This is a genomic window from Archangium sp. (assembly GCF_036277355.1).
Classification (GTDB): Bacteria; Myxococcota; Myxococcia; order Myxococcales; family Myxococcaceae; genus Archangium.
Window position 1 is genome coordinate 1 of record NZ_DASUNC010000130.1, and the last position, 23,577, is coordinate 23,577.

Annotated in this window: 18 protein-coding genes and 1 pseudogene; 11 read left to right on the top strand and 8 right to left on the bottom strand. The window is 69.1% G+C overall.

Annotated elements, in window-relative coordinates; genetic code table 11:
* From VFZ09_RS31325 to VFZ09_RS31340, 4 genes and pseudogenes are all read left to right on the top strand, one after another.
* Nucleotides 1–214: pseudogene (locus tag VFZ09_RS31325) on the top strand (hypothetical protein); the annotation flags it as partial.
* Between the two features lie 785 nt (nucleotides 215–999).
* On the top strand, nucleotides 1,000–1,314 hold the full coding sequence (locus tag VFZ09_RS31330; RefSeq protein WP_329731381.1) for a hypothetical protein: 315 nt from the start codon (nucleotides 1,000–1,002) through the stop codon (nucleotides 1,312–1,314).
* 125 nt (nucleotides 1,315–1,439) lie between these two features.
* Entirely contained in the window at nucleotides 1,440–2,276 is an 837-nt protein-coding gene (locus VFZ09_RS31335; protein WP_329731382.1) for a hypothetical protein, read from the top strand.
* A gap of 57 nt (nucleotides 2,277–2,333) precedes the next feature.
* Nucleotides 2,334–3,350: a type VI immunity family protein gene (locus VFZ09_RS31340; protein ID WP_329731383.1), complete on the top strand. Its 1,017-nt coding sequence runs from the start codon at nucleotides 2,334–2,336 to the stop codon at nucleotides 3,348–3,350.
* A gap of 15 nt (nucleotides 3,351–3,365) precedes the next feature.
* Here VFZ09_RS31340 and VFZ09_RS31345 read toward each other — a convergent pair whose 3' ends face one another.
* From VFZ09_RS31345 to VFZ09_RS31360, 4 genes are all read right to left on the bottom strand, one after another.
* Nucleotides 3,366–4,259 carry a DUF2381 family protein gene (locus VFZ09_RS31345; RefSeq protein ID WP_329731384.1) on the bottom strand — a complete coding sequence of 298 codons (894 nt, stop codon included), beginning with the start codon at nucleotides 4,257–4,259 and terminating at the stop codon, nucleotides 3,366–3,368.
* A 27-nt stretch (nucleotides 4,260–4,286) separates the two neighbouring features.
* On the bottom strand, nucleotides 4,287–5,936 hold the full coding sequence (locus tag VFZ09_RS31350) for a serine/threonine-protein kinase (protein WP_329731385.1): 1,650 nt from the start codon (nucleotides 5,934–5,936) through the stop codon (nucleotides 4,287–4,289).
* A gap of 24 nt (nucleotides 5,937–5,960) precedes the next feature.
* Nucleotides 5,961–9,503 (bottom strand): tetratricopeptide repeat protein, encoded by a 3,543-nt coding sequence (locus VFZ09_RS31355; RefSeq protein ID WP_329731386.1) that lies wholly within the window; start codon nucleotides 9,501–9,503, stop codon nucleotides 5,961–5,963.
* 117 nt (nucleotides 9,504–9,620) lie between these two features.
* Nucleotides 9,621–10,763, bottom strand: coding sequence for an AAA family ATPase (locus VFZ09_RS31360; RefSeq protein WP_329731387.1), 1,143 nt, complete (start codon nucleotides 10,761–10,763; stop codon nucleotides 9,621–9,623).
* A gap of 185 nt (nucleotides 10,764–10,948) precedes the next feature.
* On the opposite strand from VFZ09_RS31360, the gene treZ reads away from it, so the two are divergent.
* Nucleotides 10,949–12,808: a malto-oligosyltrehalose trehalohydrolase gene (gene treZ, locus VFZ09_RS31365; protein ID WP_329731388.1), complete on the top strand. Its 1,860-nt coding sequence runs from the start codon at nucleotides 10,949–10,951 to the stop codon at nucleotides 12,806–12,808.
* Nucleotides 12,809–12,835: 27 nt separating this feature from the next.
* Here the strand turns inward: treZ and VFZ09_RS31370 are convergent, their stop codons facing one another.
* Nucleotides 12,836–13,474 carry a hypothetical protein gene (locus VFZ09_RS31370; protein WP_329731389.1) on the bottom strand — a complete coding sequence of 213 codons (639 nt, stop codon included), beginning with the start codon at nucleotides 13,472–13,474 and terminating at the stop codon, nucleotides 12,836–12,838.
* 416 nt (nucleotides 13,475–13,890) lie between these two features.
* On the opposite strand from VFZ09_RS31370, the gene VFZ09_RS31375 reads away from it, so the two are divergent.
* The 4 genes from VFZ09_RS31375 (at nucleotide 13,891) to VFZ09_RS31390 (ending at nucleotide 17,384) form a co-directional block, all read left to right on the top strand.
* Nucleotides 13,891–15,159, top strand: coding sequence for a discoidin domain-containing protein (locus tag VFZ09_RS31375; RefSeq protein ID WP_329731390.1), 1,269 nt, complete (start codon nucleotides 13,891–13,893; stop codon nucleotides 15,157–15,159).
* Nucleotides 15,160–15,259: 100 nt separating this feature from the next.
* Nucleotides 15,260–16,567: an NCS2 family permease gene (locus VFZ09_RS31380; protein WP_329731391.1), complete on the top strand. Its 1,308-nt coding sequence runs from the start codon at nucleotides 15,260–15,262 to the stop codon at nucleotides 16,565–16,567.
* Nucleotides 16,568–16,773: 206 nt separating this feature from the next.
* Nucleotides 16,774–16,977: a cold-shock protein gene (locus VFZ09_RS31385; RefSeq protein ID WP_329731392.1), complete on the top strand. Its 204-nt coding sequence runs from the start codon at nucleotides 16,774–16,776 to the stop codon at nucleotides 16,975–16,977.
* A gap of 224 nt (nucleotides 16,978–17,201) precedes the next feature.
* The gene (locus VFZ09_RS31390) at nucleotides 17,202–17,384 is read left to right on the top strand and encodes a hypothetical protein (protein WP_329731393.1); all 183 of its coding nucleotides are present in this window, start codon (nucleotides 17,202–17,204) and stop codon (nucleotides 17,382–17,384) included.
* Nucleotides 17,385–17,444: 60 nt separating this feature from the next.
* Here VFZ09_RS31390 and kaiC read toward each other — a convergent pair whose 3' ends face one another.
* Both kaiC and VFZ09_RS31400 read right to left on the bottom strand, forming a co-directional pair.
* Entirely contained in the window at nucleotides 17,445–18,866 is a 1,422-nt protein-coding gene (gene kaiC / locus VFZ09_RS31395) for a circadian clock protein KaiC (protein WP_329731394.1), read from the bottom strand.
* Entirely contained in the window at nucleotides 18,863–19,558 is a 696-nt protein-coding gene (locus VFZ09_RS31400; protein WP_329731395.1) for a response regulator, read from the bottom strand. Before VFZ09_RS31400 ends, kaiC begins: the two co-directional genes overlap by 4 nt.
* A 100-nt stretch (nucleotides 19,559–19,658) precedes the next feature.
* Between VFZ09_RS31400 and VFZ09_RS31405 the strand changes: the two genes are divergently transcribed.
* On the top strand, nucleotides 19,659–20,588 hold the full coding sequence (locus VFZ09_RS31405; protein WP_329731396.1) for a sterol desaturase family protein: 930 nt from the start codon (nucleotides 19,659–19,661) through the stop codon (nucleotides 20,586–20,588).
* Between the two features lie 35 nt (nucleotides 20,589–20,623).
* Nucleotides 20,624–21,976 (top strand): Hsp20/alpha crystallin family protein, encoded by a 1,353-nt coding sequence (locus tag VFZ09_RS31410; RefSeq protein WP_329731397.1) that lies wholly within the window; start codon nucleotides 20,624–20,626, stop codon nucleotides 21,974–21,976.
* An 11-nt stretch (nucleotides 21,977–21,987) separates the two neighbouring features.
* Here the strand turns inward: VFZ09_RS31410 and VFZ09_RS31415 are convergent, their stop codons facing one another.
* Entirely contained in the window at nucleotides 21,988–23,568 is a 1,581-nt protein-coding gene (locus VFZ09_RS31415) for a DUF1501 domain-containing protein (protein ID WP_329731398.1), read from the bottom strand.
* Between the last annotated feature and the right edge of the window lie 9 nt (nucleotides 23,569–23,577).

Below are 23,577 nucleotides of genomic sequence, written 5' to 3' on the forward strand. Positions count from 1 at the left end.
CTCGCCGGATGCTCCGGTTTCGTCGGCGCCAGGGCCTGGACTCGTCCGCTTCTCCATCCAGGAACTCCGGCGCCTGCTGCTGAACATCGCTTGGGTGGTGCGGCCGGCCTTGGACTTCGTCCTGCACTGGAGCCGCTGGCGCCGCCGCCATCAGGCCATCGCCAAACGCTGCCATTACCGACGCAGAGACCCTCGCGCCAAAGTCCCACTGTAGTATTAGGAGGGCGACATGCCCCCCTACTAGGTCGTCACATATACTATGCAGGGTATCCAGGAGCTGAACGTCCGTGCGGGGTCCGTGCCGCCCGTGCCGCCGGATAAGGAGGCGTCCGGAAATAACATTTCCAGTTGAGATTGGCTCTCCAGTTGGTTCCCCAAGATGTCTTGGTTACTTAATTTCCGGACGGCTCCTAAGGCCCCGAAAGCGGCCTAGCGGGGCACCTGGAGGGCCTGGAAGGAACCGGTTTCGGTTGCTCCATGCGCACCCCCACGGCATCTCGCTCTGCTTCCGCGTGCTCCACCCAGGCAGTTAGGTAGCGGATCCGGGCCCCCTCCGACCCATCAAGAAGGTCCCTCTGTGCTTCCCGTCGTGCCCACTCCGTCCGCTGGAGTCTCGCCGCTAGTTCCGCCCGCCTATCCACGCCCATAGGCCCCCCTCCAGAATTTCGATGGTGATTTTCGCGGGGCCTAACGTGCCCCCTCGGGGCAGAAGGTTCCCCCCGTGCCCCCCAGCCTTCCCAGGACATTCCGGGCAACCCCCACCCCAGCCCATCCGCGTGAGAGCCCGTAGAAAGCCGTGGGAGCGGCGGGAGTCGGGGACCGAGGGAAAGCAGGGAGAGCGGAACGAAGCTCAGCGGGCCAGCCAGAAGCCCTGGAGGGCATCCGCAAAGAGCAGTCCGGGAGGGGGTTTGCGGGACGGTCCTTTTCTGGTAATTGGGTCCTCACGGCCCGCACAGGTTCTACAGTGCGCCCACCGCCGCGCAGCTGGCCGGGGAGCGCGTGCTGCGGGGGCCGGGGGACGCCTGGGTGGCCATGGCCTCCGCGCGCTACCTCGACACGGGGAGGAAGGCGGTCGCGCGCCTGGGGGTTCCGCCTCCCCAGGGCAGCACCTTCCTCTTCGTGGATGTCTCCGCGCACCTGGACGACAAGGGCCTGCCCGGGTTCCTGGAGCGGTGCGTCGAGCGCAACCTGCTGGTGTCCCCGGGGCCCAGCTTCGGACCGTTTCCGCACCACATCCGGCTGTGCTTCACGTGCTCGCCGCCCGAGGTGGTGCTGCGCGGCGTCGAGGTGCTGGCGGGAGTCCTGGGACGGTAGACGCAACTTTCCCCACGGCGCACCGGAGCAGGCCAGGATACTCTCGTCGTCACACCCCACCTGCGGAGTGCGCCGTGTCTTCTCTACAGCTTGGCCTACCTTCGAGGCGGGCCCGGTCGGCCTCGTTGCTTCTGCTCACTGTCCCGGCCACCGTGTTCCTTTGCCTCTCCTGCTCCACCGCACCGCGGAGTCCGCACGGCTTCTCCTTTCAGCCCCAGCCCTCTTGGGGCTGGCAGCTCACCGGCGGGCGCGCGCGATTCAACCAGTCCTGTGGCGCGGCCTGCGCCGCCCCGGTCAATGCCAGCACCGGGGAAATTCTCGCACCAGCAGCCACCCGGCTCGGTCCGGTGGTGGAGAAGGTCGTCCAGACTGTTGAGGCGGCCCAGGGTCTCCTCACCTTCGAGCGGCTCTTGACCGAAACGGAATTGGAAGAAGTCCAGACCGTCTTCAAGGAATGCGTCGCCCAGGCTCATGCCGACGTCAACGCGGCCTACCAGCGCGAGGGGGGCTTCAAATTCAAGAATGGAAGATTCCCGAACGACGCCGAGTGTGACCGGTTGGTGGGGGTCGATGAGAAGGGCAATCCCCTCAAGCTCTCCCAGCAACTTGGGATCCTGAAGCACGCGGCTGCCTTTGCCTGCATCAAGCAACGTCTCCCCGAGACGCTTCGTGACAACTTCTCCGTCGAGCCTCGCTACAAGGGGGATGCCCAGATCAACGGTGCCGTTCTCACGAACAACAAGGCCGGGTCCCTCAGGCCCGACGTCGTGGTGCATGCCACCCGGAACGCGACCCATGTGCAGTGTGTCTACGAGTTCAAATTCCCCTGCTACGAGAGACACCGCCTGGACCCCATGAACTCCCCCGGGGTGGAGGCTCAATTGGAAGGCTACAAGTACCTCTCCAAGAGTTGCCAGGTCGTGCTCGTGACACCGGATGGGCTCAATCCGCTTGGGGGGTAGTTGATGCCGAAGGACTACCCACGCCTTCGCCTTCGCGGTGTTCCGCCAGATTCCTGGATGCTCCGGGGTGGAGCGCTACCGCGCCAGCGCCGGCAGTTGCTTGCGCGCGAGGTGTTCCGCATCGCCTTCTACATGCCGCATGACCACCCCGAGCTCTCCCTCGGGGTGAGCCATGCCATGGACGTCTACATGCGCGCGGTGGGTGAGCGGCCTGGGGCCATCCAGTTCGTCCATTACAACCATCACGAAGGCTCGCGATTGACGGAGGAGCAGTGGCGTCTATCGCGCGGGCTCCTGGGAAATACGAAGCCCTGGTCCTTTCCCGAGGACTACAGTGAAACAGAGCAGGTCCAGATCGAGAAGCGAGGCTTCGAGCGGGGTCTTCTCTTCACGGGAGGCCCTGACGGCCGGAATGGCTACGAGCTCGAGTACAAGGCTCGCATTCCGTGGCGGCCTGCTCCCCAGCAAACGTTCGTGAGCGTGCTCACCGCGACGCTTCCCTTGGAGTACCTCGAGGAGCACGGGCCCGCCTGTGTGCGCCAGTTGGCCCTCGACATGGCCTCCCCGCTGCTCTTCGCCTCCGGGCACGCGGGCCTGGCGCTTCACCTCTACCGAGGCCTTCGGCTCTCGGACGACGCCTTTCGCGCCGAAGCTCTGCGCTACCCCGGCATCGATCTCCGTGCTGCCTGGCGTCATGAAGAGCAGGTGGGTCTCCGGGTGGATGGCGTCCACTGGCTCAATTTCCTGGGTCCGCCTGTGCTTGCTCAGCTCGGAGGTGCCGTGGGTCTGCGTTCCCGGCTTCATTCCGCCGAGACCACCGTGGTGGAGCTCGACCCGGAGCGTGTCGTTGTCTCCGTGGGGGAGCGGCCGGAGGCGGGAGCGCCGACCTCCGGGATGACCCTTTCCTCGTACCGCGAGCTTGCCCGGGTGCTGGAGCCCTGGCTCGAGCCGCTCTTCCTGCCGCGAACGGCGCCTGTCGAGCAGCCCCGGTACACGTCGCTGCGCCTCACCGAGCTCGAGGCTCGGCGTTGGTGGAGACGTTTTCTCGACGAGGTGTCGGGGAGAGAGGGCTGAGCCGCGGGGCCAGGGCTATGGGAACGTCACCTGGGGGAGGGTGATGACGCGACCATCCTCGCTCCACAGACGGAGCGTCACCTCCCCGCGTGGAATTCCACTTGCCGCGTCTGCTTCGACGAACACGCGCAGGGTCTCCCCAGGCGGGATGGGGCCGACCTGCCCGACGCGCACCCCCTCCAGCCTCTCGCCCGCGGTGTTCACCAAGGACGCTCCGGCCACGCTCCATGGCTCTACGCCGGAGTTCTTGAGCCACAGCTCCACCGCCACGCTGTTGTTGGAGCGGTAGGTGACGACTCGCGTGAGCAACAGTGCGTCGTCCGAGTGCTGCTCACCCAGGAGCGTGCTGGATTGCTGCGCTGGGATGCCCTCCTTTCCCAATGTCGAGGAACGCAAGAGGCCCATCAGTCCGCTGGACTGCTCGAGCAGTGCCCGCAGTCGCTGGACTTCTTCGCTGAGTTGCTGGCTCTTCGCGCGCTCCTGCTCTATCTCCTGAATGTAGGACTCCCGGGTCCGTCTGTCGTGGTACACCTCGACCTGCTGGGCCGCGCGCCCGCGGTGCCCCACCAGCACGAACGTGGCGCTCTGTCGGGCCGGGCCTTCTTCGAAGCGTACCGTGAGACGTATTCGCTCCCCTGGAGTCATGTCCGGAGGTGGCACCAGCGTGAGGAGTTGACGGGCCCGGAGCAATTGCTCGAAACGCACGTCGTCCTGCACGTCCACTTCAGCCGGTGCGTCGAAGCGGAAGCTCGTCGAGAGCCCTGGACTGACGCACACCTCGACACCCGCTGCGGGTGCGAGCGATAAGTCGTGGCGTTGCACGCCGGTGCAGTCGATGGCGGGGGGCACTGGTTCAGTGGGGGCTTGCAGAAGAACCAGTACCAGGACAGAGGAGGATGCTGGGAGCATGGGAGGCTACCTCTGGAGTCGCGCTCTCTACTCGAAGCGCTCTACGGCCTGGAGGCTCACGGAGGACATGACGAACGCCTGGGTGGACGTGCTGCCGGGCCCTACTTCCTGTCCCCTCATCGGCTCACCGATCGTCATCAATTCCATGCACACGGGCACGGTCTCACCACTGGGGAGGTGGGCGGCGGTGAAGCGGCCGTAGACACGCGCATCCCTCAGGTGGAACTGCCCGTCGATGAGGGTCTTCTCGGGGAGTTCCTGCCATGAACCGAGGACCTCGGCGCGAACCTTTTGCCCATCGCGCACAGGCTCATACCGGGGGCGCTCGTTGGTGGAAGTAAACATCACACCGAGAATGGCTTTGGGATACATGCCGAAGCGCTTGTGTGTCTCGGCCGCGCCAGGTGGGCACTTGGCTGGAGGGGGCAGGGGGCGCGGTTTCGGCGTGCTCACGCAGCCAGCGCTGGCAACGCAGCCGGCGGCAACCAGGGTGCGGATCGTCTTCTTCATCTTGGGCTCCTCGCTATTCGTCGCGGTGGCGACGGGCGCAGCTTCCGCCTTCGTGCTTCGGGCCACGACTTCTCGGCCAGATGTGCCCGGAGACGTCGCTGGGGAAGCAGACGACGCTGTGCGTGGGGTGCCACCGTGAGGCGCGCACAACAGGAGGACCAGGGCCGCTGTGAGTCCGAGCCCGCAGGCAGCCCACCACCACCGGGGGACGTTGCGTCCGGGCTCCACCGGAACGGGGGATGGGGCGCTCTTGTCCTGGCCGCTTCTCGGAAACATCGGTGTGCGCCAGGAGTCGTCCGCCTGGGTGCACTGCTCCAGCAGGTCCTCCGCGAGTGCCTTCGCGTCCGGGTAGCGGTCCTCGAGCTTCTTCTCCAGCAACCCCATGCACACGTCGCTCAAGACCTGGGGCACACGCGGGTTGAGCTCATTCGGGGCCGGCGGCGTCTCCTCGAGGATGGCCCGATTCAACCCGGGGTTGTTCCGGTCTCCGAAGGGGAGCGTGCGCGTCAACAGCCCGTAGATGACGACGCCCATGGCCCACAGGTCATCTGCCGGGGAGAAGGGGTAGTGCTCGCCCTCCCACTGCTTCGCGAAGCGCAACACCTCGGGGCTGCGGTACTCGGCGGTGCCTGGCGGTAGCCTCATCGTCAGCCGGAGCGCTCCCTCCTTGAGGCCCGCCGCGCCGAAGTCCACCAGCACCGGTTGCCCGTCCGGCTCGCGCACGAGGATGTTGGCCTCCTTGATGTCCCGGTGCACCACGCCCGAGGCATGCACATCCGCCAGGGTGAGCGCCAGGGGTAACAACACCCGCATCACCAGCTCGAGCGCGGAGGGGTTCTCCCGGGCCGCCCAGGCGTCGAGCGTGAGGCCCTCGATGAGCTCCAGGGCCAGCACCAGGAAGCGCGGCTCCTCCTCGGGCCAGAGGCCATAGCCGTGGAAGGTCACCACGTTGGGGTGCCGCACCAGGCGCAGCGCGGCGGCTTCCCGGTCACCTCGAGGGTGGAGGGCCACCAGCTTGACGGCGTAGGGCTTTCCGCTCCGCCTCGCGCGGTACACGGTGCCGAAGCTGCCGGAGGCGATCGTTCCTTCGATGGTGAAGCCCGCCACCTCCGTGCCAGGAGTGAGCTCAGGCACCGCCCCCCACGACTGACCGCCTTCGTCGAGCATGCATCCCTCCGGAAGCCGCAGACGCTACCAGAGAGAAGAGTGGGCGGACCCGGACCTCAGGGGTTGGGTATGCACGCGACTCCCTCGCGCTTGGAAAGGGCCGAGCGGAGCGCTGGGGACGAGCAGGTGCAGGGGCGTGTCCCGGCCCAGGGTGATGAAGGGCGCCCAGTCGTGGGGATGGGGCTGGGTGCTCCGGAGCGTGCGCATCGCCTCGCGCAGCGCCGTGGCGCGGCCCTGCCCCGCCAACAGGTGGGAGTAGTAGAGCTCCATCAGCGCGCGCGTCGTCTCGTCGTTCACCTTCCACAGGCTCATCACCACCGTCTCCGCTCCCGCCACCAGGAAGGCCCGGTGCAGTCCGTACACGCCCTGGCCGGGTTTGACGTCGCCTCGCCCCGTGTCGCACGCGGACAGGACGACCAGCTTCGTGCCCCACAAGTCGAGGCCCGCCAGCTCCAGCGCCGTCACCAGTCCGCTGTCGGGCGAGGGCGGCGCGGGACTGGAGCCGGAGGCCGCCGGGGTGGGCGCTCCAGCCAGGACGAGGCCGGAGCGCAGCATGGGGTCGGCGGGAGGCTTCGCGAGTGGATCCTCGCCCAGCGCTCCGAAGTGGCCGACGGCACGCGAGTCCTCGGACTCGGACGCGTCCCCCAGGAAGAAGCCATGGGTGGCCAGGTGGAGGATGCCGGGAGCCGGCAGACTCAGCAGCCGCGCCTTGGTGGCCTCGGGGCCCAGGAAGAGCCGGGCCTGCGGCATCAGGCGCTGGATGGACTCGGCCTCCTGCCGCGTCCCAGGCAGGGGAACGGGGGCCCAGCCCCGCTGGGCCAGGTGCTCGCGCAGCGTGGAGACGGAGCGCTCGACGGAGGGAGGGCGGCTGGCCCAGCCCGGAGTGCCTTCCTGGGTGGAAGGGGACGAGGCCGGGAGCGCGGGAAGGTGGGCGCTGAAGTCCGGGTCGGCCAGGACGACGACGGAGCTGGGGGGCGCGCTCTCCTGGGGGTGGGGCAGCAGGTTCCTCCCGGAGGGCAGGTAGATGAAGTCGAACGCGTCCACGAGGAACTGGTGGCCGTCGTGCAGGGCGGCGAAGGGCACCAGGGCCATCTGGCCATCCGGCGACAGGAAGAGCCGGCGCGTCTCCCCCAGCAGTGGCCGCAGCGGTTGGAAGACGAGGTGGTGGAGCGCCTGGGCGGGAGCCTGGAAGGCCGCGTCGCGGTTGGCCAGCGCGTGACGCAGGCGCGCGGCGGCGGCGTCGATGGGCCCGGCGGGGCCCAGGTCCTGGACGCGCACGGTGGCGTCCGGGAAGAGCACCAGCGCCAGGTAGCGCGGCTGGCCGGCGCGACGGGCCTCGGGGGCGCCGGGTGGGGGCACCAGCGGACGGTCCACGTAGGAGATGAGCTCGATGAGGGCTCCGTCCTGGGGCAGTGACGCGGCGACACGGTCGACCATCTCCGTGGGAGGGGGCCGGGAGATCAGCGCGCGCAGGGGGGCGGAGCGCCGGGCCAGGTCCACCTCGAGGGCCGTGCCTTGCGCGAAGAGCTCGTCGAGACGCCGTTGGTGGGCTTCCAGGGAAAGCGAGCCGCGGCCCTCGAGGGAGAGCTGGGCCAGCTGGCCGCGCAGCGCCCGGAGCTGCTCGAAGGTGGCGCGATCCCGAGGGCCCAGGCCGCGGTAGATGGTGCGGGAGATGTCGGCGCTCTCCTCGACGGAGCGGCCCTTGAGCAGGAGCGCGGCGCCGAGCGCCATGCGTTGGACGCGAGCGTCCTCGGGATGGGACCGCAGCAGCGCATAGAGCCGCTCCTCGTCGGAGCGCAGCAACTGGAGCACCTGGGCCAGGTGCACCTCGGACAAGCCGAGCATCTCCTGGCGCAGGCGCTGCTCGGACGTGGCGAAGGCGCGCGTGAACAGCGGCAGGGCCTCGGTGAGGCGATGCTGGGCCAGATGGCCCGCGGCCAGATGGTTGAGCGCTTCGGCGTTGCGCGGATGGTTCCTGCCGAACGTCGCGTCCCGGATGGCGAGCGCGCGCTCGTAGAGCGGCCTGGCCCGGCGGTACGACCCCTGGGCCGAGTAGAGGTCGGCGAGCTCCTGCAGCGAGTCGGCGGTGCCGGGAGCATTCCTGCCCCAGGCCGCTTCCGCGATGGCCAGCGCGCGCCGGAGGAGCGGCTCGGCGCGGGCGTACAGCCCCTGGGCCAGGTAGAGGTTGCCGAGCTTGCTGAGCGGAAGGGCGAGGTTGGGGTCCTTCTTGCCCCAGACCGCTTCCCCGATGGCCACCGCGCGCTGGAGGTACGGCTCGGCGCGGGCGTACGACCCCTGGGCCAGATGGAGGCTGCCGAGGCTGCAGAGCGCGCGGGCGACGGAGTGGCTCTTCTCTCCATGGGCCCCTTGCCGGATGGCCAGCGCTCGCTCGAGGAACGGCTCGGCACGCGCGTACAATCCCTGGGCCAGATACAGGTTGCCGAGGCTGACGACCGCGAGGGCGACCCGGGGATGGCTCTTTCCGAAGGTGGCTTCGCTGATGGCCAGCATGCGTTCGTAGAGCGGTTCGGCCCGGCCGTGCAGTCCCTGGAGCGTGTAGGACACAGCGAACGCGTGAAGCGTATCGACGAGGACGGGATGGCTCTTGCCGACAGCCGCTTCCTGAAGGGCGAGCGCGTGGGCGAAGAGCGGCTCGGCACGAGCGAACATTCCCTGGCGCATGGAGTGGAGGGCGAGTTGCCGGAGCGTGACCGCGACGTTGGGCGGGTTCTTGTCGACGGCCGCTTCCAGGAGGGACTGCAGCCGCGGATAGAGCGGATCGGCACGAGCGACCAGTCCCTGGGCCTCGTAGAGCTCGATGAGTTTCGAGAGCGGGATCGCGAGCTCCGGGGGGTTCTGGCCGAGGGCCGCTTCCCAGATGGCCACCGCGCGCAGGAAGAGCGGCTCGGCACGAGCGTACTCGGTCCGGTCCGAGTAGACGCTGGCGAGGTCGTTGAGTGTTCGCGCGAGCTCCGGGTGGTTCTGGCCGAGGGCCGCTTCCCGGATGGCCAACGCGCGCTGAAGGAGCGGCTTGGACCGCTCGAATGACCCCAGCGCCTGGTAGAGCTGGGCGAGGTGGTTGAGCGACTCGGCGACGAGGAGAGGGTTCTGGCCGAGGGCCGCTTCCCGAATGGCCAGCGCACGCGCATGGAGCGGTTCGGCCCGCTCGAATGAGCCCTGGGCCTGGTAGAGCTGGGCGAGGTGGGTGAGGGTTCGCGCGACCTCGGGGTGGTTCTGGCCGAGGGCCGCTTCCTGGAGGGTCAGCGCGCGCGTGAGGAGCGGCTCGGCCCGGGCGGGGTTTCCCCGAAGCAGGTGATGCGCGCCGAGCTGGACCAGGCACCCGGCGACGTCCGGATGGGTGTCTCCGAGCACGGCCTCCCGCAGTGCCAGCGCGTGCTCGCCCCGGGCGATGGCGTCATCGTACCTGCCCGCGTCCCAGAGCGTGGCCGCCTCGTCGAGCGCCGTCCGTGCCTCCCGCAGGCGCGCGTCCGGTGGGGCCTCCGCGTGCGCCACCGCTGCCGCACAACACACGGCCACCAACAACGACCACCCGAGAACCCGCCACATGTCATCCTCCGATCCCCGCTCCGTGGACCCCTCCACGCGGGTGGGTCCGGTGGGCAGGCCCCCCGTGAACGGCTTACGACACGCAATCGGCGGACAGCATAGGCGAGATGGAGCGCTTCACTCCGCGAGGGTGCGCACCTGTTCGCCGTCGAGCACCAGGCGCACGGTGGTCACCTGCGGCTCGCCGAAGTGGTCGTATGCGGCGCGCTCCAACTGCGGCACCAGGGCGGCGCGCAGGCCGCGGGCTCCCGTCTCGCGCTTGAGCGCCCGCGCCACCACCCACTCGCGCACCGCCGGCTCCACCACCAGCGTCAGCCGCTCGTGGGCGAACTCGCGCTCATACGCGCGCAGCACGTTGTCCTCGAGGATGTTGCCCAGCGTCTTCGCGTCCAGTGGCGAGAACGACACGATGCGGCTGAACCGTCCAATCAGCTCCGGGATGAAGCCGTAGCGCGCGAAGGCCGTCGTCTGCTCGAGCTGATCATCCGTCACCTTCTCCGCGATGGCCGTCTCGCGCTTGCCCGTCTCGCGCCCGAAGCCCATCCGCTCCTTGTGGCCGCCCAGCTCCTCCGCCGTGTGCTTCAGGCCGCTGAAGGCCCCGCAGGCGATGAACGTCAGCGCCGACAGCTCCATCGGCATGGGCGGCGTGCGGCTGGTGAAGCCGAAGTCCGGCGGGAAGTCCGCCCTCGGCGCGCTCAGCAGGTTCAACAGACTGCGCTGCACACCGAAGCCACTCACGTCCTTGGTGGTCTGCTGTCCGGCGAAGCGGGCATCGGAGCGGCTGGTGGCGAGCTTGTCGAACTCGTCCATGCAGATGGCCCCGCAGGCCGCCCACGCCGCGTCCCCGCCCGCCGCCTCGTACAGGCGCGAGAGCATCGTCGTCACGTCGTCGCCCACGTAGCCCGTCTCGGAGAACTGCGTGGCGTCCACGATGACCGTGGGCACCCCGAGAATCTCCTTGAAGAGCAGCTCCACCAGGAACGTCTTCCCGCTGCCGGTGGGGCCCAGGAACAGACAGTTCTCCCGCGTTCCCGGCTCGGGGTCCAACCCCTCCAGGTGGATGCGCCGCAGCCGCTGCAGGTGACGGTAGGCGAGCACCGACGCCGCGCGCCGGGCCTCCTGCTGGCCCCTGTAGCCCAGCTCGGAGAGGCGTTGGTCGATCTCACGGGGTGACAGCACCTCCAACGCGGCGACGCGCTCGCGGACGGACGCGTCGCGCTCGAAGTGGAGGGCCTGCAGGTGGTCGGGACGTGGGCTCATGAAGTGGGTGGCATCTTTCCGGTTCGGGACAGCCCTGGACAAGCGTTGCCTGCTCTCCATGCCAGTGCCCGCCCGCTCTCGGAGGGGGCATCCACCGTCCGAGCCGGGCCACCAGTGAACATCTCCCCGCCCTATTGGCCCACGAAACACGTTCCCCTGGCGTGAGGGTGGATAAGTAGAAGGCCATGGAACGAGCGGAGAGTACGCGAGGGCAGGCTCCTCGCCTGGGTGCCTGGGTGGAGCCGGGGGCGGGAGTGCGGTGGCGCGTCTGGGCACCGGGACACCGCGAGGTACAGGTGGTGCTGTACGGACGGGACGGCCAGCAGCCGGGCACCCCTCTGCCCATGGTGGACGAGGGAGGAGGCTTCTTCTCCGCGACCCTCGCCGGCGAGGGCCCGGGCGTGCGCTACAAGCTGAAGGTGGACGGAGAGGGGCCCTTCCCGGACCCCTGGAGCCGTTCACAACCGGACGGTGTGCACGGCCCCTCCGAGGTGGTGGTGCCGGACTTCGCCTGGACGGACGCCGCGTGGAAGGGGCCGGACCCCGAGGCCCAGGTCCTCTACGAGGTGCACGTGGGCACCGCCACGCCCGAGGGCACCTTCGAGGCCCTCATCCCCCGGTTGCGCTCCCTCAAGGAGCTGGGCGTCACCACGCTGGAGCTGATGCCGCTGGCCAGCTTCCCGGGCGTGCGCAACTGGGGCTACGACGGGGTGGACCTGTTCGCCCCGCTCGCCGCGTATGGCGGTCCCCAGGGCCTGCGGCGCCTCGTGGACGCCGCGCACGCCGAGGGGCTCGCGGTGCTCATCGACGCCGTCTACAACCACTTCGGGCCGGACGGGAACTACCTGCGCTGCTACTCGCCGCACTACTTCACCGGCCGCCACCACACGCCCTGGGGTGATGCCGTCAACTACGACGGCGAGGGCGCCGCGGTGGTGCGCCAGCTGGTGCTCTCCAACGTGGAGATGTGGATCCGCGACTACCACGCGGACGGGCTGCGCCTGGACGCGGCCCACGCCATCCTCGACGACGGCTCGCCGCACCTGCTCACGGAGATCTCCGAGCGCGCCCGGGCCTCGGCTCCCGGCCGCCGGGTGGTCGTCATCGCCGAGGACGATCGCAACGACACGCGCCTGGTGCGCTCCAAGGACAAGGGGGGCTACGGGCTGGACGGCGTCTGGGCGGATGACTTCCACCACCAGATGCGCCGCGCCTTCGCGGGGGACCACGAGGGGTACTACGCCGACTACACCGGCGGCATGGAGGACCTGGCCCGCACGCTGCGCCAGGGCTGGTTCTACGAGGGGCAGGTGTCCCAGGTGCACGGCCGCGTGCGGGGCACGCCCGCGCGGGAGGCGCAGCCCTGGCAGCTCGTGCACTGCATCCAGAACCATGACCAGGTGGGCAACCGGGCGCATGGCGAGCGGCTGGGCGCGGATGTCTCCCCGGCCGCCTTCCGCGCCATGAGCGCGCTGCTGCTGTTGTCGCCCTACACGCCGCTGCTCTTCATGGGGCAGGAGTGGAACGCGAGCACGCCCTTCCTCTACTTCACGGACCACCACGCCGAGCTGGGCAGGCTGGTGACGGAGGGGCGGCGCAAGGAGTTCGCCGGCTTCACCCGCTTCTCGGGCGACACGGTGCCGGATCCGCAGGCCGTGGAGACCTTCACGCGCTCGAGGCTCGACTGGAGCGAGGCGCGGAAGCCGGAGCACGCCGGGGTGCTCGCCCTCTACCGCGAGCTGCTGCGCCTGCGCGCCACGGACCCGTGTCTGAAGCACAACCGCCGGGACCGCTTCGACGCGCGGCCCCTGGGTGAGCACGGCCTGGTGCTCGAGCGCCGCGGCCCGAAGGGCGCGCTCCAGGTCCTCCTCAATGTGCGGGGGACGTTGGAGCACCGGCTGCCCGAGCGCGCTCCCGAGCACGTCCAGCTCGTGCTCTGGACCGAAGCACCCCGCTTCGGCGGCACCACACACGAGGCGCCGCTGCGAAGCGGGGGAGTGCGGCTCGAGGGACCCTCGGCCGTGGTGGTGCGGCTCACGGACTGAGTCCCCCGGAAGCCGGGGCGGTGTGCATCAGAACGCGCCGCCCAGCTGGAGACCGAAGTTGACGATGTTGCCGTCCTGCGCCAGTCCCAGGTCCTCGCCGCCCACCAGCCGGTAGGTGGCGCGCGCGCCGGCGGTGACGCCGCCGAACTTGTAGTCCACGCCCGCGGCCAACGGCACCTCGGTGACGACGTCGTTGTCGAAGAGGACCTCCGCGTCCTCGCTCGGGTTGAGCAAGCTCACGCCGAAGCCCGCGCCGACGAAGGGCCGCAGGTTGCCATTGGCGCCCAGCTCCGGGCCCACCTTGGCCAGCGCGCCCACGTTGTGCCGCCACAGGCCGCCGTTGATGTCCTCGAACGGGTTGCGCGAGCCCTCGTAGCCGAGCTCCAGGCCCACCAACGGCAGCGGCCGCGAGTTGGCCTGCAAGCCGAGGAATCCGCCCGGGCCCGTGTCGTCACCGATGTCACCGGTGTACGTGTTCAAGCCGCCCGTCACGGAGACGTTGAAGTCATTGAGGACGCCTCCGCTCCCGCCGCGGCCCGAGTCGTAGATGCGCTCGCCCCGGCTGGTGTCGTCGTCCGGGATGTAGTCGTCCTGGGCGAACGCGGGCACGGCCAGCAGCACGGACGCGGCGAACGCGCCGAGCCCCCATTTCGTCTTGAAGCTCATGGTGTTGCCTCCCTGTTCACCCCCCACGCATGCCGGGGGGGTCTGTCGAAAACTGGGCGTGAGCCCCGAGGACTGGAAGCGCACCCTCCGCATGCGTCCCCGCCACACCTCCCCTCCAGGCGGCCAGCGCGGCGCTCCCGGGCCCGGCTGGGGGTGGGCACGCGGAAGGTGACTTGCTATACCCGTCTGTCCCCGCCGACCTGTCAGGTCGTCAGGCAAGCAGCCGCCCGGTTTGGAGGTCCATCCGCCCGATGTGACCTCATGGGGAGGGTTGCGCTCGTAACTCCTTGAAAATCCTCAGAAATCTGAGGGAATTGATTCTGGGATCGAGTGTTTGGAGCCCAACACACGGGATGGGGTGCACGGGAAATTCCCCCGGCCGCGCCCAATCCCCTCACCACGAAGGAAGCGACACAGTGAATCGATCCTCTACCCGCGGCATGCGGCTGTCCGCCTTCGGACTCGTCTCCGTCCTCGCCCTCTCCGCCACTCCGGCGCTGGCGGCCGGCGGCTTCGTCTCCGCCTCCGCGAGTGCGAATGATGGCAACTTGCCTGGCAATGCCATCGACGGGAACCTGTCTACCCGCTGGTCCGCGGATGGCCGTGGCCAGTTCCTCACGGCGGACATGGGCTCCGTGCTGTCCCTCACCGCGCTCGACATCGCCTGGTACCGCGGCAATGAGCGCGCCAGCAACTTCGTCATCTCGACGTCCACCGATGGCACCACCTACTCGACGGCCTTCTCGGGCACCTCCTCCGGGAAGACGGCCGCCCTCGAGCGCTACACCTTCGCGGCCCGCAATGCCCGCTATGTGCGCGTGACGGTGAATGGCAACACGTTGAACACCTGGGCGAGCATCTCGGAGGTGGCCGCCATCACCGGCACCACCACGCCCACGCCCACGCCCACGCCAGGCACGGACGTCTTCGGCGTGAAGATGATCTACCCGACGAAGGCGGGCGGCGAGACGTGGTTCCTCAAGGACGACGCGCTGAAGGACACGCGCTTCGATCCGCAGGACCCCATCACCCGCAACGCGGATGGCTCCTGGAAGATGAAGAGCACCCAGGTGCGCATGCACGCGCTCACCTCCACGGGCTACGACTCGAAGAAGATCCCCACGTATGACCGGGACGTGCTGGCGGGCCGGGGCTACATGCAGGCCGCCAACGACTGGAAGAACGTGGAGATGACGGGCTTCATCAAGGTGAACGCCGCCAGCGACATGAGCGACAACTTCGCCTGGTACGCGCGCGGTGGCCGCCACACCGACTCGCTGGCCTGCGAGGGCTCCTCGTACAAGGGCAGCCTGCACTACGACGGCCGCGTGCGCTGGCAGAAGGAGTCCTGGCACGTGAGCTACGACCAGACGGCCTACAAGCCGGGCACCAGCTCGCTCAAGGGCCGCTGGGTGGGCTTCAAGTCCATCATGAAGAACGTCACCTCCAACGGGAAGCCCGCGGTGAAGCTGGAGCTGTGGCTCAACGAGAACGCGGACAAGGTGACGTGGAAGCAGGTCTACGACATCACGGACTCCGGCCAGATTGGCGGAGACGCCACCCACTGCGGCGGCGCCGTGGACGCCATGCCCATCACCTGGGGCGGCCCGCTGGCCACGTTCCGCTGGGACAGCGCCTCGGACGTGGACTTCAAGTGGCTGAGCGTGCGTGAGATCGCCGAGTAGCCATCGCCTCGCCCTCCAGGGGTGAAGCACGGGCGCGGGGAGGAAGGCTCCCCGCGCCTTTTTCATGTCCGGCGCGGGGTGGGGCGTCTATACCGGCCCCATGGAAGCACTCGAGCGTCTGTTCCACATTCGTGAGCGGGGCTCGTCCGTGGGGACGGAGCTGCGCGCGGGCCTGGTGACGTTCCTGACCATGGCGTACATCCTGCTGGTCAACCCGCAGATTCTGTCGGAAGCGGGGATGCCGGCGGCGGACGTGACGGTGGCCACGGCGCTGGGCGCGGCGTTCGGCACGCTGCTGATGGGGCTGTACGCCAACTTCCCCTTCGCGCTGGCGCCGGGCATGGGGCTCAACGCCTACTTCACCTACGGCGTGGTGAAGGGCCTGGGCGTGGACTGGCGCTTCGCGCTGACGGCGGTGTTCGTCGAGGGCCTGCTCTTCATCGTGCTGTCCTACGGCGGCATCCGCACGCTCATCCTCCGGGCCATTCCGCCGCCCATCAAGCTGGCCACCACCACGGGCATCGGGCTGTTCCTGGCGCTCATCGGCTTGCGCAACGCGGGGCTGGTGGTGGACAGCCCGGCCACGCTGGTGCAGCTGGGCGTGCTGCGCGCGCCGGGGCCGCTGCTGGCGCTGGCGGGCCTGGTCATCATCGGCGTGCTGTCCTCGCGCAAGGTGCGGGGCGCGCTGTTGATGGGAATCGCCGGGGTGGCGGCGGCGGCGTGGGGGCTGGGACTGGCGAAGGCGCCGGCCACGTGGGTGAGCGTGCCCTCGCTGCCCCGCGAGACGTTCTGGGCGTTCGACTTCTCGCAGGTGCTGACGGGGAAGTTCCTCACGGTGATGCTGGCGTTCCTGTTCGTGGACGTGTTCGACACGGCGGGCACGCTGCTGGGCGTGGGGCGCATCGGCGGCTTCCTGAAGCCCGACGGAGAGCTGCCGGGCGCGGGCCGGGGCTTCATGGCGGACGCGGTGGGCACGGTGGCGGGCGCGGTGTTCGGGACGAGCACGGTGACGTGCTACATCGAGTCGGCGGCGGGCGTGGAGGAGGGCGGGCGCACGGGGCTGACGGCGGTGGTGGTGTCGGGGCTCTTCCTGCTGTCGCTCTTCTTCGTGCCCACGCTGGCGGCCATTCCCCCGGTGGCCACGGCGCCGGTGCTGGTGGTGGTGGGCGCGCTGATGATGAGCGGGGCGCGCGAGCTGGAGTGGAACCGGATGGATGACGCGCTGCCGGCGTTCCTCACCATCGCGCTGATGCCCTTCACGTACTCCATCGCCAACGGCATCAGCGCGGGCATCGTGTCGTACGCGGCGCTCAAGCTGCTGTCGGGGCGCCCGCGCGAGGCGCACCCGGTGGTGTACGTGCTGGCGGCGCTGCTGGTGCTCCACTACGCCACCAGCGGCGGTGCCTGATTCCGAGGGGTTGGAGCCCGGGAATGGATGTCCCGCCTCCCGGGTTCCCTCCCCAGCCGCCAGTCACGGGCGCCACTTTTCGGAGACATTCGGAGGGGGGGCCCTAGGCACGCGCCTGAAAACGTGACACACGGCAATGGCTGCCCCTCACTGGGGTGCGGCCTCCGGCTCAACTCATTGAGGCCGGACAAGAAAGAAGACGAGTAATGGCAACTGGTACCGTGAAGTGGTTCAACGACGCGAAGGGCTTCGGATTCATCACGCAGGACGGCGGGGGCGAGGACCTCTTCTGCCACCACAGCGCGATCCAGTCCGATGGCTTCCGCTCCCTGCAGGAAGGGCAGAAGGTCCAGTTCGACGTCGCCCGCGGCCCCAAGGGCCTGCAGGCGCAGAACGTCCGCCCCAACTAAGACGCGCCGTCAGGACCGGCACCGGGCCTGGTCTCCTTCGCGAGGCCGGGCCCTTTTCATTGCGAGCACGAGGAGTGGCATCTCCCATCCCTGGTGCTTAACTTGAATGCTCCCGCTGGCGGCACCTTCTGTGTCCGGTGGGGCGCTTCAAGGCATTTCAACACCCTGTAGGCATGGGCCCGCTCCCGGCAAGGGGACGGGCCTGGCTCTCACCTGGGAGACCCATGACGGTCACATTCATCAAGCGTCAAAAAGAGCGCGCGCGTCAGCAGCGCAATCAGGACAAGCAGGTCAAGCGCGAGGAGCGCAAGCGCGAGAAGGCCGATCGCCCCGACCGCGTGGTGGGCGGAGCGGATCCGGACATCGCGCACATCATCCCGGGCCCCCAGCCGCCGCTGGACATGTGAGCCCTCGCTCGCCCGCCAGGGGGACACCTCTCCGGAGACTTCCGGACGGTGTCCCCTTTTCTATTCCGGGGTGCCCTTTCCGACGAGCTCGACCTTGAGCCCCCCGGGCACGATGGCCATCCGGTGCTCGGCGGAGGAGTGCTGGGAGCCCCGCATCTTGAGCACCGACATGGTCCGCTCCAGGCCCTCCGGCTTGCGCGCGTAATCCATCACCAGGATCGCATCGGGAATCGTGGACAGGTAGGGCGCCGCGGCGTCGTCCCGCACGAAGGTGCCGATGGTCTGGGTGAGCAGGGCGCTGCGGCTGTGCTCGCGGATGAGCGAGGACAGGCCGATCATGAACTGCCGGAAGCCCCGCTCCGAGGTGGAGTGCTCGATGGAGGAGATGCTGTCCACGACGATGAGCGAGGGTTTGAAGTTCGCCAGCCCCGCGCGCAGCTCCACCAGCAGATCCTCCGGGCTGGTCGCTTCCGGGTAGCGGCACTCCACCTTGAGGTTGCCCGAGGCCTCGAGCTCCTTCAGGGGCAGGCCCACCTTGGCGAAGTTGCGCATCAGGATGGGCCTGGTCTCCTCGAAGCCGTAGTAGATGACGCGCTCGCCGCGCAGCGCACCGGCCCGGGCGTACATGCCGCAGAGCGTCGTCTTGCCGCTGCCCGAGGGCCCGCGCACCAGCACGATGGAGTCGCGCAGCCACCCGCCCTGCGTCATCTCGTCCAGCCCCTTCACGCCGCTGGGCAAGCGCTCGTCCTCGTTCAGCTCCTCGCTCTGCCGCGCATCCAGCGGGAAGACGGTGAGCCCCTGCATCGTCATGGTGCAGGGGTACTCGCCCTTGTAGTGCGGACTGCGCCGGTACTTGTGCACCTCGATGGAGCGGCGGCGGCGCTCCCCATCCACGAGGTTGCGCAGCATGAGGACCGTGTCACAGACGAAGTCCTCCACGCCCAGCGTGGTGAGCTGCCCGTAGTCCGAAGGAGACTCCGCCGTCAGGAGGGAGGTGAGCCCCAGCTGCCGGAAGGCCGAGACGAGCCGGAAGAACTGGCTGCGCAGGTTGGCCTCGGTGGGCTTGGGGCTGAAGAGGGCCGTCACCGAGTCCAGCACCACCCCGGTGGCCCCGCTCTTCTTCACCAACTCGCCGACGAGGTGGACGAGCCCCTCCACGTCGAAGTTCCCGCTGACGTGCGTGGGCCCCTCCATGGGCCGCGTGAGGTCGGTGATGAGCACCTTCCCGTCCTTCACCAGGTCGGCCAGTCCGAAGCCGAGGGTGTCGGCGGTGGAGAGGAGATCCTCGCCCGTCTCCTCGATGGTGACGATGATCGTCTTGATGCCCGAGCGGGCCAGGTTGCAGGCGATCTGCAGGGACAGGATGCTCTTGCCCGCGCCGCTCCTGCCGGTGATGAGCGTCGCCCGCCCCTTGGGGATACCGCCATACGTGATGACGTCGAGCCCCGGGACTCCCGAGGGCAGCTTCTGGATGGTGCTCATTCCCTCCGCTCTACCCCGGAATGCTCCAGCAAGTCCTCGATGAGTGAGGTGTCTTCCAGGTCGCCCACCACCCAGGTTCGCGGCAGGGGGCGGTGCTGGACCAGGGTCGGCGTGAGCAGGATGTGGTCCTCCTCGGCCGATGCGGGCCTGCCCTGGGCCAGATCGACGACCTGGAAGTCCACCTGGGTGGAGTCGTATCGGGCGAGCAGGCCCTTCATCTGCCGGAGCGCGCGCAGCGACGCGGGGGAGGGACCCGCGGTGTAGAGCACCAGCTCGATGCGTGCCGTGGCTCTCTCCTGCGGAGCGGAAGGTGGGGAGACCCGGTGCGGGGGTTGTCCGGGCTCGGGTCCCAGCAGCTTCAGCACCTGGGCCACGATGTGGTCCGTGCCCCGCTCCTTGGCGATGATCTTCAGGTCCGCGGCGTCCTTCACGTCCGGACTGCCCGTGAAGATCAGGACCTCCGTGTCTCGCAGCAACCCGGCGGCAGTGGCCTGCTTCAGCATCCACGTCCCCGTCCCGTCCGGCATGTTGTAGTCGCTGATGACCAGCTGGAACCGGCGCTGCTTCAGCAGGGCCAGCCCCTCGTGTGCCCCTCCCGCGGTGGTGACGGAGAACCCCGCGAGCTCGAGCGCCCGCTCGAGGAGGTAGCGGGCGACCTCGTCATCATCCACGCACAGCACTTCTCGGCTCATGAGACAGGGATGATACCCGGACCGCTTCACGTGGAGTCCGGCAACTGGTGCGGACCCGTCGCTTGCTGTTCATCCGTGGGCGGTGTTAGGGCTGCCCGGCATGGGTGAGCTCCACGCGGCGTCCCGGTATATCGGTCTCCTCTCGCTGTCCGCGGCCCTCCTGGAAGCGCTGATGCTGAAGTTCGTCTTCAAGCGCTCGTACGACTGGCGCTCGGGCCTGGCCTCCATCGCGGTGGCGTTGATCCGCTCCGTCAACCTGTTCGTTCCCGTGGCGCTCGCGCTGCCGGGGGCGTACTGGCTCCAGAAGCACCGGCTCTTCGATGCCACGAGCCTGGGCGTGGGCTCGTGGGTCATCCTGTTCTTCGGCGTGGAGTTCCTCTACTACTGGTACCACCGGCTGGGGCACCGCACGCGCTGGTTCTGGCTCTCGCACGCGGTGCACCACACGCCCAACGAGCTCAACCTCACCACGGTGGCCCGGCTCGGCTGGACGAGCAAGATCACCGGCGCCTACGCCATCTTCGCGCCGCTGGCGCTGCTCGGCTTCTCGCCCGAGTCCATCCTCACCGCGTACAGCCTGAACCTGTCCTACCAGTTCTGGATCCACGCGGACTGGTTCCCCAAGCTGGGCCCGCTCGAGGGCATCCTCAACACGCCGTCGGCGCACCGCGTCCACCACGCGGCGAACCTCGAGTACCTGGATGCCAACTACGGCGGCGTGCTCCTCCTCTTCGACCGGCTGTTCGGCACCTATACCCCCGAGCGCGAGGACCTGCCGTGCCGGTACGGGCTGGTGCATCCGCTGCACACGTACAACCCGTTCAAGATCGCCCTGCATCAGTTCGGTCCGTTCCTGAAGGACCTGTGGAGTGCACGGAGCGCGCGCGAGGTGTTCGGCTACTTCTTCGCGCCGCCGGGCTGGCGGCCGGATGGCACGGGCGAGACCACCGAGGACATGCGGCGCAGGGCCGCGGCCGGGAAGCAGCAGGTGGTGGTGACCCAGGAGCCCGCGCCAGCGACCGCCGCGTAGCATTGGGGTAAGACGGGGGGCAGGAGGGGATTTCCATGCCGGAGAGCATCGATCTCAGCTCATGGCGTACGGGAGCGGAGGTCCACGAGTTGGAATGGCGCCAGGGCCGCTGGTCGCCCGCCACGGATGTGTCCGAGACGCCCGAGCAGCTCCTGTTCGAGGTGGAACTGCCAGGCCTGAATCAGCGGGACATCGAGCTGACCTTCGCCGGCACGCATCTCGTGCTCGAGGGGGTCCGCAATCCCCCCGCGGTGGAGGGACGGCTGCTGGTGGCGGAGCGCCAGTTCGGCCCCTTCAAGCGGGAGCTGCTCCTTCCCCGGGAGCTCGCGGAGGAGCCCGATGCGGGCTACCGCGACGGAGTCCTCACCATCCGCTTCCCGAAGCGAGGGCGCCCGGAGGGGATGGACACGGAGTCCCTGCCGGAGCCGGGACAGTGGCCGCCCATCGACGTGCTGGATACCGGGAGCGGGTTGATGCTGCTGGCGGACCTGCCGGGCGTTCCCCAGGCGGCGATCGACATGCGCTTCGAGGGGCGGACGCTGAGCCTGCGCGGGCGGCGGGAGGTGGAGACGCTGCTCCGGCGCTACCTCCAGTCCGGGCGGCGCGCGGGCGCTTTCTCCCGCTCCATCCTGCTGCCCGAGGGGATGGACGGCGAGCGCATCGAGGCCTCCTTCAAGGAGGGCGTGCTGTCCGTGACGCTGCCGGCGGGCGGGGCCACCGCGCGTCCCCGGAAGATGCTCGGGCGTTCCACCCGGCCTCCTCCCCAGGACCCGCTGCAGCAGCTCCGCGGAGAGCTGGAGGAGCTTCGCGCGCAGCACCAGTCCCTGCGCAACGAGATGGATGGCTTCTGGCTGGCGCTCGGGTGCGGGTTGCGGATCGCGCAGCTGCCCCTCCACCAGCATCTCCCGGTGGAGGTCTCCCTGCGCGACGGGGAGCCCGCCGTGCAGCGGCAGGTGATGGAGGCGGTGCGGCGGTTCGTGGAGTTCGCCGGCTTCGACGTCTGGCGGGAGTACCCCTCCGAGGGCGGGCCCTTCCTGGAGCGGTGGCAGGTGCGCACGCGCCGCAAGGAGAGCCAGCTCGAGCTCCAGCAGCGGGTGCTCCGCATGCAGGAGACGCTGGAGCTGGCCCGCTGGGGCGCGACGCAGGCGCAGGAGCCCCGGCCCGAGGACTTCCAGAACGCCGGGCATCAACAGCTCCCGGGGGAGGCCGCCGAGGCCTGGGCGGAGACCGTCTTCACGCTCGCCCAGGCCCTGCGCACGGCCGCCGCCGGGGCCTCGCTCCTGCTGGGCACGCTGTCCCTGGAGAAGCAGGAGATGGCCATGAACCTGCGCGCCCTGGGCGAGGAGGAGCTGTCCTCCCGCCTCAGGAGCTGGGCCGCGGCGGACTGAGGGCCCGCCGCCTACGCCTTGCGGAGGCCCACGACCTCCCCGTAGCCGCCGGGGATGAAGAACTCGTGGGTGTTCATGCCCATGATGCGCAGCGCGGTGGTGACGGCGTCCGCGGCCCTGGGCACGCGCTTCGAGGCCTGGCCGTTCTCCTCGATGATGTCCACCGGCACGCCGAGCCCGCGCGGGGTGTACGAGCCCACCTGCCGGTTGGCCGCCACGTTTCCACCCGCGAACATGACCGAGGTGTACGGGTGGTGGTCATCCGGCAGCGAGTAGCTGCCGTCGCTCGAGCGCGAGGCCCAGCTGCGGCCGAACTCGCTCATCACCAGCACGAGCGTGTCATCGAGCAGCGTCTTGCCCGGCTTGCCGGGAGCGGGCGCGGCCTTGAGCTCGCCGAGGAAGCGCGCGACGCAGTCCATGAGCCCGCGGCCGTGCGCGCAGCTGTAGCCGTGGCCGAAGCCGTTGTGCGTGTCGAAGTCGAGCTGCAGCGAGACGTGCACCGAGGTGCAGAGGTCCGACTTGAGCAGGCGCAACGCCAGGTCCATGCGCGGGTCCAGCCCGGTGAGGTGGAAGTTCGCCAGGCCGAACGAGTACGTGAAGGACTGGTTGGAGAGGTAGCTCGACATGTACGCGGGACGGTTGGCCGTCAGCGTGTCGATGCCCTTGGTGTTCTCCAACACGGACACCACGTCCGTCGCGAGCACGCGCGAGACGGACGCCAGCGAGCCATGCAGGCCCTCGAGGTAGTTGTCCACCTTCGCCGTCGAGCGGCCCATCATCCCCGGGGTGCGCGAGAGCGAGAAGCGCTCGATGATGTTCGTCTTCAGGGTGGCGCCGGTGGGCTGGCCGCGCGCGTCCACCTCGGCCGTCGCGGTGCGCGCATCGAGCCCCGTCCACCAGGGGTTGTCCGTGGGCTTCGAGGAGAGCTGCGGCTTGAGCGCCTGGATGGACGGAACGCGCACGGGTGAGGCGTGCGAGGGCAGTCCCATTCCAATGGGCGTGCCGCGCTCACCCGAGACGACCACGAAGGGCAGGGGCCGGCTCTCGCGGTACCTCTCGTACAGGTGGTTGGCGATGACGGAATGAACGGCGGGCGCCCGGTAGTCCGCCCCGGCGACACCGCTCATCGAGGCGATGAAGGCACTCGAGTGGTCGTTGCTGCCCTGGTCGATGCCGTGCAGCACGCTCACCTGCTCGTGCAGCGCGTAGTGCTGGAAGCCATACATGAGCGGGCTGTAGCCGCCGCGCGCGCCGGGGTTGGCGGGGTTCCACGACTGCCAGGTGCGCAGCGGCTTGTAGGGACCGTTGGCGGGCGCGAGGTTCACCACCTTGCTGGCGTCGAAGAAGACGGGCTCGCCGCTGTAGGTGGAGGGCGTGGGGACGGAGAGCGGAATGTCCGCGTCGTCCATCGGGGTGAAGTAGTACGCCGGCCGGTAGCCGCCCGGGATGTAGAGAACCACGAGCCGGGAGGGGACGTCGGTGTCCGCGGCGTGCGCGGCACTCGAGCCGAGCAGCCCCGCGCGCTCCAGGAGCGCGAACTGTCCCGCCCCGAGGGCCCACTTGAGCAGGGTGCGACGAGAAGTGGTCGTCATGGTGTCCTC

Bases quoted from the DNA above. Each gene is read 5' to 3' on its own strand.
- VFZ09_RS31390 (WP_329731393.1), top strand. From the start codon at position 17,202: ATGACGGTCACATTCATCAAGCGTCAAAAAGAGCGCGCGCGTCAGCAG.
- VFZ09_RS31405 (WP_329731396.1), top strand. From the start codon at position 19,659: ATGGGTGAGCTCCACGCGGCGTCCCGGTATATCGGTCTCCTCTCGCTG.
- treZ (WP_329731388.1), top strand. From the start codon at position 10,949: ATGGAACGAGCGGAGAGTACGCGAGGGCAGGCTCCTCGCCTGGGTGCC.
- VFZ09_RS31345 (WP_329731384.1), bottom strand. From the start codon at position 4,259: ATGCTCCCAGCATCCTCCTCTGTCCTGGTACTGGTTCTTCTGCAAGCC.
- VFZ09_RS31340 (WP_329731383.1), top strand. From the start codon at position 2,334: ATGCTCCGGGGTGGAGCGCTACCGCGCCAGCGCCGGCAGTTGCTTGCG.
- VFZ09_RS31350 (WP_329731385.1), bottom strand. From the start codon at position 5,936: ATGCTCGACGAAGGCGGTCAGTCGTGGGGGGCGGTGCCTGAGCTCACT.
- VFZ09_RS31360 (WP_329731387.1), bottom strand. From the start codon at position 10,763: ATGAGCCCACGTCCCGACCACCTGCAGGCCCTCCACTTCGAGCGCGAC.
- VFZ09_RS31380 (WP_329731391.1), top strand. From the start codon at position 15,260: ATGGAAGCACTCGAGCGTCTGTTCCACATTCGTGAGCGGGGCTCGTCC.
- VFZ09_RS31355 (WP_329731386.1), bottom strand. From the start codon at position 9,503: ATGTGGCGGGTTCTCGGGTGGTCGTTGTTGGTGGCCGTGTGTTGTGCG.
- kaiC (WP_329731394.1), bottom strand. From the start codon at position 18,866: ATGAGCACCATCCAGAAGCTGCCCTCGGGAGTCCCGGGGCTCGACGTC.
- VFZ09_RS31410 (WP_329731397.1), top strand. From the start codon at position 20,624: ATGCCGGAGAGCATCGATCTCAGCTCATGGCGTACGGGAGCGGAGGTC.
- VFZ09_RS31400 (WP_329731395.1), bottom strand. From the start codon at position 19,558: ATGAGCCGAGAAGTGCTGTGCGTGGATGATGACGAGGTCGCCCGCTAC.
- VFZ09_RS31415 (WP_329731398.1), bottom strand. From the start codon at position 23,568: ATGACGACCACTTCTCGTCGCACCCTGCTCAAGTGGGCCCTCGGGGCG.
- VFZ09_RS31385 (WP_329731392.1), top strand. From the start codon at position 16,774: ATGGCAACTGGTACCGTGAAGTGGTTCAACGACGCGAAGGGCTTCGGA.
- VFZ09_RS31370 (WP_329731389.1), bottom strand. From the start codon at position 13,474: ATGAGCTTCAAGACGAAATGGGGGCTCGGCGCGTTCGCCGCGTCCGTG.